The organism is Gilliamella sp. B14384G12, from assembly GCF_016101825.1.
In the GTDB taxonomy this organism is placed as follows: Bacteria; Pseudomonadota; Gammaproteobacteria; order Enterobacterales; family Orbaceae; genus Gilliamella; species Gilliamella apicola_N.
The window spans coordinates 144,877-158,269 of sequence record NZ_JACFPU010000001.1; the positions used below are offsets into that span (position 1 = coordinate 144,877).

Annotated in this window: 11 protein-coding genes; 2 read left to right on the forward strand and 9 right to left on the reverse strand. The window is 34.3% G+C overall.

From position 1 onward, the window contains the following. Window positions 1–125: 125 nt before the first annotated feature. From H3S73_RS00605 to H3S73_RS00630, 6 genes are all read right to left on the reverse strand, one after another. Window positions 126–362 carry a DUF4177 domain-containing protein gene (locus tag H3S73_RS00605; RefSeq protein WP_065738538.1) on the reverse strand — a complete coding sequence of 79 codons (237 nt, stop codon included), beginning with the start codon at window positions 360–362 and terminating at the stop codon, window positions 126–128. A gap of 365 nt (window positions 363–727) precedes the next feature. Beyond that, complete coding sequence (gene mutT, locus H3S73_RS00610; protein ID WP_065738539.1) at window positions 728–1,132, reverse strand: 8-oxo-dGTP diphosphatase MutT; 405 nt, start codon at window positions 1,130–1,132, stop codon at window positions 728–730. Between the two features lie 117 nt (window positions 1,133–1,249). Further along, window positions 1,250–3,982 carry a preprotein translocase subunit SecA gene (gene secA / locus H3S73_RS00615; protein WP_198235875.1) on the reverse strand — a complete coding sequence of 911 codons (2,733 nt, stop codon included), beginning with the start codon at window positions 3,980–3,982 and terminating at the stop codon, window positions 1,250–1,252. A gap of 81 nt (window positions 3,983–4,063) precedes the next feature. Then, on the reverse strand, window positions 4,064–4,408 hold the full coding sequence (locus H3S73_RS00620; protein WP_065738541.1) for a hypothetical protein: 345 nt from the start codon (window positions 4,406–4,408) through the stop codon (window positions 4,064–4,066). A 388-nt stretch (window positions 4,409–4,796) separates the two neighbouring features. After that, entirely contained in the window at window positions 4,797–6,338 is a 1,542-nt protein-coding gene (locus H3S73_RS00625) for a multicopper oxidase family protein (protein WP_198235874.1), read from the reverse strand. Window positions 6,339–6,472: 134 nt separating this feature from the next. Further along, window positions 6,473–6,847: a hypothetical protein gene (locus tag H3S73_RS00630; protein WP_198235873.1), complete on the reverse strand. Its 375-nt coding sequence runs from the start codon at window positions 6,845–6,847 to the stop codon at window positions 6,473–6,475. A 667-nt stretch (window positions 6,848–7,514) separates the two neighbouring features. On the opposite strand from H3S73_RS00630, the gene H3S73_RS00635 reads away from it, so the two are divergent. Together H3S73_RS00635 and folA are read left to right on the forward strand one after the other, a co-directional pair. Continuing rightward, on the forward strand, window positions 7,515–8,627 hold the full coding sequence (locus H3S73_RS00635; RefSeq protein WP_198235872.1) for an MJ1255/VC2487 family glycosyltransferase: 1,113 nt from the start codon (window positions 7,515–7,517) through the stop codon (window positions 8,625–8,627). 5 nt (window positions 8,628–8,632) lie between these two features. Next, window positions 8,633–9,133 (forward strand): type 3 dihydrofolate reductase, encoded by a 501-nt coding sequence (gene folA, locus H3S73_RS00640; RefSeq protein ID WP_232352898.1) that lies wholly within the window; start codon window positions 8,633–8,635, stop codon window positions 9,131–9,133. Window positions 9,134–9,178: 45 nt separating this feature from the next. On the opposite strand, the gene relA is transcribed toward folA, so the two are convergent. Genes relA through coaD form a run of 3 tightly spaced genes read right to left on the reverse strand, consistent with a single transcriptional unit; the run spans window position 9,179 to window position 13,282 of the window. Continuing rightward, window positions 9,179–11,437, reverse strand: coding sequence for a GTP diphosphokinase (gene relA / locus H3S73_RS00645; protein WP_198235871.1), 2,259 nt, complete (start codon window positions 11,435–11,437; stop codon window positions 9,179–9,181). A gap of 10 nt (window positions 11,438–11,447) precedes the next feature. After that, the gene (gene rlmD, locus H3S73_RS00650; protein ID WP_198235870.1) at window positions 11,448–12,776 is read right to left on the reverse strand and encodes a 23S rRNA (uracil(1939)-C(5))-methyltransferase RlmD; all 1,329 of its coding nucleotides are present in this window, start codon (window positions 12,774–12,776) and stop codon (window positions 11,448–11,450) included. A 17-nt stretch (window positions 12,777–12,793) separates the two neighbouring features. After that, the gene (coaD, locus tag H3S73_RS00655; RefSeq protein WP_144091309.1) at window positions 12,794–13,282 is read right to left on the reverse strand and encodes a pantetheine-phosphate adenylyltransferase; all 489 of its coding nucleotides are present in this window, start codon (window positions 13,280–13,282) and stop codon (window positions 12,794–12,796) included. Between the last annotated feature and the right edge of the window lie 111 nt (window positions 13,283–13,393).

Sequence of the window (13,393 nt, forward strand, 5' to 3'; positions counted from 1 at the left end):
TTACCTGAAACTTTTTGACAAAAATTTTTCTTATTTAGTTTTTTAGGTTAATTTTGACTCGATCTATTTATTATTAGGAATCAATAAAGTTAATAGAAATATTGATTCCTTTTTTAATTATTGGGTTAGAAAAAGTTTGGTTTAATATTGTCGTGTTCTCGCTCCAGTATAACTAAGTAAGCTTCTCTGCGCCAAAATAGATATAAACGACGTATATCTTTTTCCATCGTAACCACTCGCCAACCTTGAGCCGCATATCTATTTAAAAAAGTAGAAAACTTTAAAGGATCAGCGTTAGCGGTACCTAAAAGTAATGAGGATAATGCACTTTCTTGATAAATTATTACTTTATATTCTTTCATATAGTTAAACCTTAATTCCTTTTACAAAAAATATTCATTTTTTTTGAATGCAATGTTAAAAAATAGGCAGAAATTATACCTTTTTTAACCAGTCAAACAAACAATTAAACTTATGATAATTAAAACTAACTAATTTAGCGTAAGTTTTGTCAAAAAGTTTCAGGTAATGCATACGTTTCAGTATAAAAATTATAATTTAAATGAATATTAAGAAATAGGTAACGTTTATGACACCATTTGGCAAGAGTTGATAAGTAAATTAGAGGGAATTAATAATTTAGCGTTTCACTTTAATGTGACAAAAAAACAAAAGTACTCTAGCTTTAAAATATTTTAAAGCTATCTAAAGCGACCAGACAAATGAATTAAATCTGTTTATCTAAATTTTTAAGCATTTCGATAATCGGTCTATTGGCATCAGGAAATTCGTCAGCATTAAGATCTTCTTGCGCAACCCAACGGCTAGGTTGGCCTTCTTTAGCAAATGGCACACCGTCCCATTCTTCAACAAGATAAGCATGAATGGTGATGTCACGATCATCATAACTATGTTTAAAAATATTTAAAAATTGGGCTTGATGAATTTGGATATCAACTTCTTCCGCTATTTCACGTTGCAAGGTTTGAAATGGGGTTTCACCTACTTCAATCTTTCCACCTGGAAATTCCCAAAAACCAGCAAGATGTGAGTCTTCACCGCGTTGAGTTATAAAGATTTGACAATCTTGTGAACGAATAATACCTACAGCAATTTCAGTATGTTTTTTCATAATCCTGTCTATTTGTTATTAAAATCAGGGAAAGTTGGTACTTTCCCTAGTAAGTTTAGTACCGAGTTTAGTCGGTTATTTAATATCAATATTGCTTGATGATACTAAATTTTTGCCTTAGTGAACAGCACCATGGCAATGTTTATATTTTTTACCTGAACCACAAGGACATGGGTCATTACGTCCCACTTTTGCTTGGTTTCTTACTATTGGTTGTGATGAAGTTCCTGCTGATTGTTCTTTACTTTCACTGCCCATATTTGTTACCTCTTCATGGTTGGCTTGTTGTTTTGCCATTAATTTTTCCATTTCGGCTAGACGTTGACGTTCGGCTTCATCAACTTCTTCTTGAGAACGAATCTGAACGCGACTTAATATCCCTATTACATCATATTTTAATGCTTCTAGCATGCTAGCAAACATATTAAATGATTCACGTTTATATTCCTGTTTTGGATCTTTTTGTGCATAGCCACGTAAATGAATACCTTGACGCAAATAATCCATCGCTGCTAGATGCTCTTTCCATAAAGCATCAAGTGTTTGTAACATAACGCTTTTTTCAAACTGTCTAAATGCTTCAGAACCAGCAGTATTTTCTTTTGCGATATAGGTATCTTGAGCTATTTGTAAAATACGTTCACGTAATGTTTCTTCATGAAGATTTTGTTCTTCATCTAACCATTTAGCAATAGGTAAATCTAAATCAAAATCGCTTTTAAGTGCTGTTTCAAGGCCTGCAACATCCCACATTTCTTCAATAGATTGTGGTGGAATATATTGATCAATTAATGCATTAAAGACATCACTACGGATTGAATCAATCGTTTCTTTAATATCGGAGTTATCAAGTAATTCATTACGTTGACGATAAATTGCTTTACGTTGATCGTTTGCAACATCATCGTATTCAAGTAACTGCTTACGAATATCAAAGTTTCGACTTTCAACTTTCTTTTGAGCATTAGCAATGGCTTTAGTTACCCAAGGATGCTCAATGGCTTCACCTTCTTTCATACCTAATTTACGCATCATGTTACCCACACGATCGGAAGCAAAAATTCGCATTAATGGATCTTCCAGTGATAGGTAAAAGCGTGATGCCCCTGGATCACCTTGACGACCGGCACGTCCACGAAGTTGGTTATCTATTCGACGTGATTCATGACGTTCGGTACCTAAAATATAAAGTCCTCCAAGTGCAATCACTTCTTCGTGTTTTGCTTGCCATGCTTGTTTGGCTTTTTCGATATCTTCAGCAGTAGGAGCTTCAAGTTTTGCTATATCGCTTTGCCAGTTACCACCAAGCATAATATCGGTACCACGACCAGCCATGTTTGTAGCAATGGTTACTGCACCTTTACTACCTGCTTGAGCGATTATTTCCGCTTCTTGAGCATGGAATTTCGCATTAAGTACGTTATGCTTGATACCGGCTTTCTTAAATGCGGATGACACTAATTCAGATTTTTCAATTGAGGCTGTACCAACTAAAACGGGTTGTCCACGTTCAACACAAGCTTGTACATCAGTCACAATCGCATTGATCTTCTCTTTTTCTGTCATATAAACAAGATCAGGTTGATCTTTACGTATCATTGGACGATTGGTTGGGATAACAATAGTATCTAAACAATAAATCTGATTGAATTCAAATGCTTCAGTGTCAGCAGTCCCTGTCATGCCTGCTAATTTTTCGTACAAACGGAAATAGTTTTGGAAAGTAATTGATGCTAATGTTTGGTTTTCATTTTGGATTTTAACATGCTCTTTAGCTTCAACGGCTTGATGCAAACCATCAGACCAACGTCGTCCATCCATTGTACGGCCAGTATGCTCATCAACAATAACAATTTCGTTATCTCTGACAATGTAATCCACATCTTTATGGAATAGGTGATGAGCACGTAATGCTGCATTGACATGATGCATTAACACAATATTACTTGGCGCATAAAGTGATTCATCACCTTTCATAATTCCATTTTTAATAAGTAATTCTTCAACTTTCACTAATCCACGTTCAGTCAAATTGGCTTGACGTGTTTTTTCATCGATAGAAAAGTCACCATCACCCTGAAATTGATCGGAGTCTTCTTTTTCTTGTTGAATTAGATATGGAATGATTTTATTAACACTAACATATCGGTCAGAACTATCTTCAGCTTGTCCCGAAATGATAAGAGGTGTTCTTGCCTCATCAATTAGAATTGAGTCAACTTCATCGACTAAAGCATAATGCAGAGGGCGTTGTACACGAGAATCTTTAGTAAATACCATATTATCGCGTAAGTAGTCAAAGCCATATTCATTATTGGTTCCATATGTAATATCGGCATTGTAAGCTTCACGTTTCATATGCGGTGGCATATTAGGTAGATTGATACCAACAGATAATCCTAAAAATTCGAATAATGGACGATTATTTTCAGCATCGCGCTGTGCTAAGTAATCATTTACTGTCACAACATGTACGCCTTTACCTGTTAACGCATTTAAATAAGCAGGTAAGGTTGCGGTTAAAGTTTTACCTTCACCTGTACGCATTTCAGCAATGCAACGTTCATTTAATACCATACCACCAATAAGTTGTACGTCAAAATGGCGCATACCAAACACACGTTTACTTGCCTCACGTACAACAGCAAAGGCTTCTTCTAAAATATCATCTAACTTAGCGCCTTCAGCGATTTTTTGTTTAAATTCTGTAGTTTTAGCTTTTAACTGTTCATCGCTTAAGGCTTCAATTTGCGGTTCAAGTGCATTAATTCTTTCAACGCGTTTACGCATCATTTTTAATACGCGTTCATTTCGACTACCAAATACTTTGGTTAATAGTTTTAATAACATGATTTTTCTCTTGTTCTTTTTAATAGAAATAGTAAGGCTTATGCCTTTATAAAAATTTAATTTAATTAAGTGGTAAGCTCATTAAGCAGTAGTGTTAGGTCCAGCCCTTATGCCATTATTAGGTGATAATCGAATAATTGGATTTGGACTAACATCACGGTAATTTAATGGTGTAATTAACCTATAATATTGCCTTTTTTGCGCTAAGACTAATGTTTGTGATGTTGTTGTTATCGGAGCTTGATGATCTTGTACAATTCGGGTAATGGTAATAATACCAACTTGGGACGCTGATGATTGCGCAGGTAAAGCGTTTTCTTGATACAATCCAAACCCAGCAGCAATCACACCTAATAATAAGTGCGATAAAGCCGTGTTAATAATCAAGCGTTTGCTGATTTTTTGCCAATAATTAATTATGATCATTTCGGCAGTATATTAGCATTTTTTGTCAAAATCAAAAACAATTATTACAACAAGTTAAGCGATTATTGTAGGCAATGAAATGATCAGCAAATAAAGTTAATAAGCCCGATTATAAATAAGAGATAATTTATATAAATAAAGTAATATTTAATGAGGAATAGTATAAAATCCACCCATCAAAAAACTTATGATAAGTGGATTTAAATTGATCGAAACTCAAATGGAGATAAACTAGACCTTAATAGCTATTAATTAAAATAGATTAAAAAGAGATTACTCAATATTCTAAACCTTAAACTTTGTTTATTGTTTTTCTTTATCAACAAAATATCCCACCTCTAATTTTAATAAATAATGGTTAAAAAAAGAGGGGGGAAAGTTGATTAAATTATTTCACCATTAATTGACCCATCATACCCAGTGTTTCATGTTCAACTATGTGGCAATGATACATGCGTAATCCTGGCATATTTTGTTGAATTTTTATGGTGATTTTTTCATGTGGGCGCAGATTAATGGTATCTTTTAATGCTGCATATTTAGGTGGATTCTTTTTACCATTTAATTCATGTGAAACGACGGTAAACTGTGCTCCATGTATATGAAAGTTATGATCCATGTGAGAGTTATTAAAAATTGTCCATTCTTCAACTTCATGAATTTTACTCTCTAAATCAATTCGTTGCATATCATGGCGTTTGCCGTTAATTAAAAATAGCATACCTCCTCGAGGCTCTTTTACATCCATAACTTCGGTATATTCAAGTGTCTTATGGGCAGTTGCTTGCCCTAATTTTGGCAATTCTCGTAACGTTGACGGTAAGGTTATAGGGGAGGATTCTGTCAAAGCTAATTCACCAAGTATGATATCTTGCTCTGGGGGTACATTGCCCATTTTTCCACGATGGTATCCAATTGATTGTAAATATACTGTACCCGATTGTTTAGGTACAATAACCAATTCAGCACGTTCAGCTGGTGATAATAATAGCGGTGAATTTAGTTGAACCGGTTTAGGCATCAATCCTCCATCTGTGCCAACTAAGTAAATATCACAGCCAGGAATTGATAAATTAAGATAACGCCCAGAACACGCATTCCAAATACGCACTCTAGTTGCACTTTTTACGGTAATTTTAGGACGATAAGCACCATTAATTAATACAAATTGACCTTCACGTCCATTCATCCAATCAACCATTGAATTATCGGCAATTTCACCTTTATCGGTTAATTTTAAATCAGAAAAGAACCAGTTTTGTTCAGGAAAAGAGGCAAGTGGATCTTTTTTACTGCGTACAATAAACATTCCGGCTAATCCTCGTGCAATCTGTTCGGAAACGGTTTCATGCCCATGTGGATGGTACCAATATGTACCTGCATTGCCTTCTGGAATAGTAAATTCATAAGTTCGGCTACTGCCAGCAGGGATTTCGTCTTGTGGATTACCATCTTGATTGGATGGAATGAGTAAACCATGCCAATGTACCGTTGTGGCTTGCGGTATACTGTTTTTGACGGTTATTTTAACTTTATCGCCTTCGAAAGCTTCAATTGCAGGGCCCGGAATAGTGCCATTATATGCCCAAAATTCTGTTGTTAATTGTGGTGTTAATTTTATTTTAACAGGTTTTGCTTCCAGATTTGCTTCGAATGTTCCTGGCTGGTCACTTGTATTTTTTAAACGAACTAACTCTGGTAAATCTTGACCTTGTGGTAATGCTGAAGTAGGTAAAAGTTTTTGTGGCTTCTTGTTATGACTCATATTCATATGTTCGTGGTGCATTCTATCCCCCTTTTGGCATTCATCAGAATTTGTTTCACACATGGTATCACTCATCGCAGAGTGATCCATTTTGGCAAAGGCTTTGGTAACGGCTAAACCACTTATAGCTGCAGTAAGATTTAATAAAAAAATTCGACGCTTCATAATATTCCTTTCATCATTTTTAAGAAAAACAAGGACTATTTTGTTATTAACGATACAATTAATAACAAAAAACAGTCACTTTTGTGATAATTGCTTAAACTAATTTTTGTTGCTAATGCAACTGAATCATTTAATTAAGCAACTTTTGGTGGTTTTAATTCAGGAATAAATTCTTTAAATTGTAGAGCAAAGTTATATGAAAGATATTGTTCACGGTGTGGTGAAAACTCAACATTCAATACAATATTAGATATTAGCGTATTACAGAGTGAACAATGGTTAAAGACAGTACAATTTGATAAACATTCTGATTTTTTTGTTAAAAGATAATAACTATCATGGTTATTACTGACTTCTAACATTGATGATCTATGTTGTGAAACCACAGCAACAGGCAAAGATGAATTTATGATGATAGATAAATGTCTTATAGAATAAACAAATAGAAATAAAATTATTGCTACTTTTGCAATAAGATATGTTTGTTTATGGATGAATCTTAATGACATGTAAAATCTCACTATTCATCAAATGAATAATATATAAACTTATTTTACTTAAAAAAACATCTGATTTATACCATCTTTACATATATTGAAAATGGTAATTACTCCTAAAAAAATAAAAATCCAATATATTTAAATATTAATTGCAGTTTAGGGTGAGCCATCATTAACATTATTCATACAGAAAACCATTATGAAGTGCCGAATCACTTATCAATGATCAACTATTTTTACAATCGCTTGTATCGCATTGAAATTCGTTTCATAGATTTGATGAGTTTGGGTTGTTAAATAATTTAATCTAAAAATTATGCTAACCAATAAACTTTCATTAAACTGCAATCTTTTTTAATAAGATAATTGTTATAAATAACTGAAATAAATAATCGTATTTGTTAGGTAAAAACTGACTAATTTTTTTAAATATTTCAATTGGTTTGTTGATTGTTATCGAAATGAATTAATGGATTTTTCATTAGCAGAAATGAATTTTAAAAGTTGTTATTTATAACAAAAAGAAGTGCCTTATTATCACTAAATATTTTTTAGTTAATTGATTAATAAGAAAATTATCAAATGTTTTTTGATGTCTTTAATCAAAATTGCTATTAATCGTGATTGATTATAATTATTTTTATTATCTGCTTAAAATAATGGAGCTAATAATTAAGTGTTCTGTTATTATATTCGCCAATTACAATCATCAAAAAATATTGATATGAAAATTCTCTTTGGCGTTCAAGGAACAGGAAATGGCCATGTCAGTCGTTGTAGAACGTTAGCAAAAGCTTTAAAAGTAGCTGGTGCTGATGTTGACTATATTTTCAGCGGCCGTGATCCTAAAGACTATTTTGATATGCAAGCCTTTGGCAACTATACTACTTATCGTGGTGTCTCTTTTGCAACACTGAATGGTAAAATCAACTTTCGTAAAACGGTACAACGAATTCGAGCTTTTCGACTCGTAAAAGATGTGCGTGAACTCGATTTATCAAAATATGATTGTATTATTAGTGATTTTGAGCCAGTTAGTGCATGGGCTGCTCACTATCAGCATCGAAACTGCTTAGGCATCAGTAATCAAGCCGTATGCCAATATCTCAAGCCTAAAGAATATGGGTTGATAGCGAATGTGATTATGAAGTATTATGCACCTGTCACTAATCCTATTGGCTTACATTGGTTTCATTTTGGGCATAAATTGATTCCTCCAATGATTGACACCTTTGACGTTACACCTACCGAAGATGGAAATATCATTGTTTATTTGCCATTTGAGGCATTAGATGAAATTACACAATTGTTACAACAATTCCCAGATCATCAATTTATCTGTTTTCATCCAGATATAAAGCAACAGTCTCAACAAAAAAATATCACTTTTCAACCTCTTGGTCGTGATAACTTTACCCATGCTTTAGTAAGTTGTTCTGGTATTATTACCAACACAGGTTTTGCCCTAATTTCTGAAGCGTTAGTATTAGGTAAAAAGATTTTGACTAAGCCTGTATCAGGGCAATTTGAGCAAATCTATAATGCACAGTGTTTACACACTTTAGATATGGCTACTGTTATGGAGAATTTGAATAGTATTAAACTTAAGTATTGGTTGAGCTTACCTTCTCCTAAACCAACAATATATCCTGATGTAGCAACTGAATTAGCGAATTGGATAGTTTCCGGACAGACAGAACCTTTACTTTCTCTAAGCCGTAGGCTTTGGAGTCAAACTATTTTTCCAGAAAATGTAAATCAACGAATTAAATCTTTGGGATACGTGTAATTACTATGATTTTAAGTGTTATTGTTGCTATGGCACATAATCGTGTTATTGGCCTAAATAATCAAATGCCTTGGCATTTACCTGCTGATTTAGCATGGTTTAAAAAAAACACGCTCAATAAGCCTGTTATTATGGGGCGAAAAACGTTTGAATCAATTGGTAGACCACTTCCTAATCGTCACAACATTGTTATTTCAAGACAAATAGAGCCAAGTGATAATAAAATTTCTAATGTAAGCAGGGTAAAATCGATTGATGAGGCAATATCCCTTGCCCAAGCGCAACAACCTGATGAAGTTTTTATTATTGGCGGAGGTAATATTTATCAGCAAGTCTTGCCATTAATTGATCGGCTCTATTTAACGCACATTGATGCTGAATTGCAAGGGGATACCTATTTCCCCGATTATTTACCCGAGCAATGGCAGGTAATTTATCAAGAAGATCACCAAGCCGATGAAAAAAATAGTTATCCATATCAATTTAAAATTTTACAACGAAAATAACGTGTAATGAATTATCGCCACTTAAGCGTGGCGATTGATTAGTTGTTAGCTTTGAAAACGTTTGGCTTCAATAACATCGGGTAGTTGCTTAATTTTATTGAGTATACGATTTAAAGAATCCTGGTCAAAGATTTCCATATCTACTTCAATGGTCGCTAATTGTTGCTTCATATCAGAACGGCTTATTAGGCCAAGCACATTAACTTTTTCGTTAGCTAATATGGTGGTGATGTCTCTTAATAAACCGCTACGATCATTGGCAACGATTTGGGTAACCATGGTATAACTTGAGTGAGTATTATCATTCCAAACGGCGTTAGTGATGCGTTCAGGAGCATGATTTTTTAATTCTTGTAACTGTTCGCAATCTGCTCGATGAATTGAAATACCGCGTCCTTGCGTTACAAAACCAGCAATAGGATCACCAGGGATAGGGCGACAGCAATTAGCAATGGTGTACATTAAGTTGCCGACACCTTCAATAATGATTTCACTGCCTTTTTTATTACCCGCTTTGTTGTTATTCTTAGCTTGTGTAGTTGATTTTTGGGCAATTTGTTTTAAGACAGCCTCATCTTCTTGTTCCGCCGTCGGTTTATTAAATTGAGCATTAATAAAATTAACTAACTGGTTAATTCTAATATCACCACTGCCAATACCTGCAAGTACTTCGTCAAATGAGTGGGCATTGTATTTATTGATGAGTATTTTTTCGACACTTTTTAAAGTAATATTTAACGGCTCAAGTTCACTTTGTAAAATTTGCTCGCCGGTGGCAATATTTTTATCGCGATCTTGTTTTTTAAACCATGCCTGAATTTTAGCTCTGGCACGACTGCTGTTAACAAATCCTGTATTTGGATTCAGCCAATCGCGACTTGGATTAGGTTGCTTTTGGGTAATAACTTCAACTTGGTCGCCCATTTTTAAATTGTAGGTAAAAGGTACAATGCGACCACCTACTTTTGCACCAATACAACGGTGCCCGACATCACTGTGGATATGATAAGCAAAATCAAGCGGAGTTGAACCAGCGGGTAAATCCACGACATCGCCTTTCGGTGTAAAAACATAGACTCGATCATCAAAAATTTGGCTGCGTACGGCTTCTTGAATTTCACCACTTTCAGACATCTCTTGTTGCCAAGTTAGAAGTTTACGTAACCAAGAAATTCGTTGATCATAAGCAGTCATTTTATCAGTACTGCCTTCTTTATATTTCCAATGCGCAGCAACACCTAGCTCTGCGTCATTGTGCATTTGTTCTGTTCGGATTTGAATTTCAATCGTTTTATGTTGTGGTCCATAAACAACCGTATGAATGGATTGATAACCATTAGGTTTAGGATTGGCAACATAGTCGTCAAACTCTTTGGCGATATGTTTATAATGGCTATGAACAATACCTAAAGCGTTATAACAATCTTCAATACGATCGCAAATAATCCTTACTGCGCGAATATCATAAAGATCTTCAAATTGCAGATGCTTACGCTCCATTTTGCGCCAGATACTATAAATGTGTTTAGGGCGACCATAGACTTCTGCACGAATATGATCTTTATTCATTAAATCTTGTAGATGTTCAACAAATTGATCAATATACAGCTCACGATCTAAGCGTTTTTCATGTAGCTTTTTAGCGATAAGGCGATATTCATCAGGATATAAGTAACGGAAACAAAAATCTTCAAGTTCCCATTTGAGTTGACCAATACCTAGACGATTTGCAAGTGGTGCATAGATATTAAAGCACTCTTTAGCCGCTAAAACCTGCTCTTCTTGTGGGGCTGAGATTAAATCTCGTAAATAAGTAATGCGTTCAGCTAATTTAATGACGACACTACGAAAATCATTGACCATAGCTAATAACATGCGACGAATACTATCAATTTGTTCAGTCGTCGCACTGCCATTACGAATTGCTCGTAAATGGCGAATTTCTTTCATTCTTACGATGCTGGAAATAATATTTGAAATTTCGCGATCGAAATCTTCAGGAATATCTTCTCGACGAATAATTTTGGTATCAACAAAAGGAAGTAATAACGCAGCACATAGACTATTAATATCCATATTGAGCGTTGATAAAATTTCGACCATTTCAATCGCATTTTGGAAGCAGTGGATCTGTTCTGGCGCTCCAGCACTGTTTTCAAAACAAAAATCCCAAACTTCTTTGAACTTTTTATAAGAGGTCGGATTGGTTAATAATAATTCTTGACTGGTCCATCTTTCAATATCAAATTGTGCAAGAGAATAATGCTCTTCACTGTGTTGATGGGCTCCTCTAACTGATACCATAATTACTATCCTACTTCGTTAGCAGCAACATTGATTCAATGTGCTTAGTTTGTGGAAACATATCCAAAATAGCAACTTGAGCAATTTTATATCCTTTATCGATAAATTGCTTACAGTCTCTTGCTAGAGTAGCAGGGTTGCACGAGATGTAAACAATCTTTTCGGGTGCTATCTTCACAATTTCTGCTGCAGCATTATAAGCGCCTGCTCTTGCAGGATCTAATAATACTTTTTCAAATGTAGCATGATTCCATGTGTTAAATTGCTGTTTATCATCTAAATTATTGATTAAAAAATGTGTTTTGGCACAAATTTCTTTGTTATTTAATTGAGCATTGAATTTGGCTTTTTCAACCAGTGCACCGATGCCTTCAATCCCAGTAACCGATTTACTTAATGTTGCCATTGGCAATGAAAAATTACCCATTCCACAAAATAGATCTAATACATTATCTGTTGGTTTTAATGTTAACCATTCCAAAGCTTGATTAATCATTTTTTGATTAATTTTGCTGTTTACTTGAATAAAATCAAGTGGGCTAAAGGTTAACTTTAAATGATTAATTAAATAATAGTGTTCTTTGTTTCCAGTAATATGGACTAACTCTTCACCATAAAAATAGAGTGAAATGTTCTGTTCTTGGGCAAACTGTTTCAATAACTCGGTATCTTGAGATGTCATTGGCAAGGTATGCCTTAATACAATAATCACACCACTATCAACGGCGATTAATTCAATGTGGCCGAGTGCTTTTTTTTGGGTAATTTGGCGTAAGCAATTTTGTAACGGGGCAAGTAATAAATCTAATTGTTCAACTAATATCGGACAATGCTCAATATTGATTATTTGACTTGATTCTGCTTGACGAAATCCAATAAATAATTCACCTTTAACTAGATTGATTGCTAATCTTGCTCGCCTGCGATAATGGTAAGGTTGATCTGCAATAATTTGGGGTGAATCTTTAATAACACTAGCTAAATTTTGTCCACTTTCTTTTTGTAATAAGTTAATAAGCGCCGAGTATTTGGCTTGCTGTTGTAAATGTGATGAGATATGTTGTAGTTCACAACCTCCACATTTTTGATAATATTCACATTGAGGTTTAACCCGTTCGTTACTTTGATTGTAATATTTTATGACGGTCGCTTTTGCGTAATTTTTTTTATCTTCGGTCAACTTAATATCAACGGTTTCATCAGGCAAGGCTGACTTGATAAAAATTGTTTTTCCGTTATGGCTAGCAACGCCTTGTCCAAAGGCATCAAGCGAAGAAACGGTAACGGTCAATTTTTGTGAGGTGAGCTTTTTTTTAGGTGGGGTGTAAAATTTAACCATAATCGTAAGTTTAAAATCTAAGTAAGTCTTTGTAACAATTCTTTTTTAACATGGACAGGCACTAAATTGGTAATATTGCCACCATGGTAAGCCACATCTTTAACAATAGTTGATGAAATAAAGCCCATTGCAATTGATGGCATCAAAAATATAGTATCTAAATCTGGCTTTAATGCGCGATTCATTTCAGCTAATTGCCTTTCATATTCAAAATCATGCGTTGTACGTACACCGCGAACAATTACGGTCGCATTATGTGTTTGAGCAAAATTAGCCATTAAATTATCGAAACCAATCACTTCAACATTTAATAGATGTTCAACCGCAGTTGAAGCTAAATTAACCCGTTCTTCTAAGGTGAAAAGGGTATTTTTATTAGGGTTTTCTGCAACTGCAACAATTAAACGAGGAAAAAGTAATGATGCTCGAGTAATGAGATCAATATGCCCATTAGTAATTGGATCAAAAGTTCCAGGAAAGATAGCGGTTAAAGTTTTGCTTTTCATTTATTAGTTTATCCATTAGCAAAGATATGAATATCATACCTAATTTTAGCTTGGATTGTTAGTAAACTAGCCAAAAATCTTGTTTAAATTTAGCGGTAATCTAAAATAAAG

Coding starts and splice junctions, on each gene's coding strand:
- H3S73_RS00605 (WP_065738538.1), bottom strand. CDS start 362: ATGAAAGAATATAAAGTAATAATTTATCAAGAAAGTGCATTATCCTCA.
- mutT (WP_065738539.1), bottom strand. CDS start 1,132: ATGAAAAAACATACTGAAATTGCTGTAGGTATTATTCGTTCACAAGAT.
- secA (WP_198235875.1), bottom strand. CDS start 3,982: ATGTTATTAAAACTATTAACCAAAGTATTTGGTAGTCGAAATGAACGC.
- H3S73_RS00620 (WP_065738541.1), bottom strand. CDS start 4,408: ATGATCATAATTAATTATTGGCAAAAAATCAGCAAACGCTTGATTATT.
- H3S73_RS00625 (WP_198235874.1), bottom strand. CDS start 6,338: ATGAAGCGTCGAATTTTTTTATTAAATCTTACTGCAGCTATAAGTGGT.
- H3S73_RS00630 (WP_198235873.1), bottom strand. CDS start 6,847: ATGTCATTAAGATTCATCCATAAACAAACATATCTTATTGCAAAAGTA.
- folA (WP_232352898.1), top strand. CDS start 8,633: ATGATTTTAAGTGTTATTGTTGCTATGGCACATAATCGTGTTATTGGC.
- relA (WP_198235871.1), bottom strand. CDS start 11,437: ATGGTATCAGTTAGAGGAGCCCATCAACACAGTGAAGAGCATTATTCT.
- rlmD (WP_198235870.1), bottom strand. CDS start 12,776: ATGGTTAAATTTTACACCCCACCTAAAAAAAAGCTCACCTCACAAAAA.
- coaD (WP_144091309.1), bottom strand. CDS start 13,282: ATGAAAAGCAAAACTTTAACCGCTATCTTTCCTGGAACTTTTGATCCA.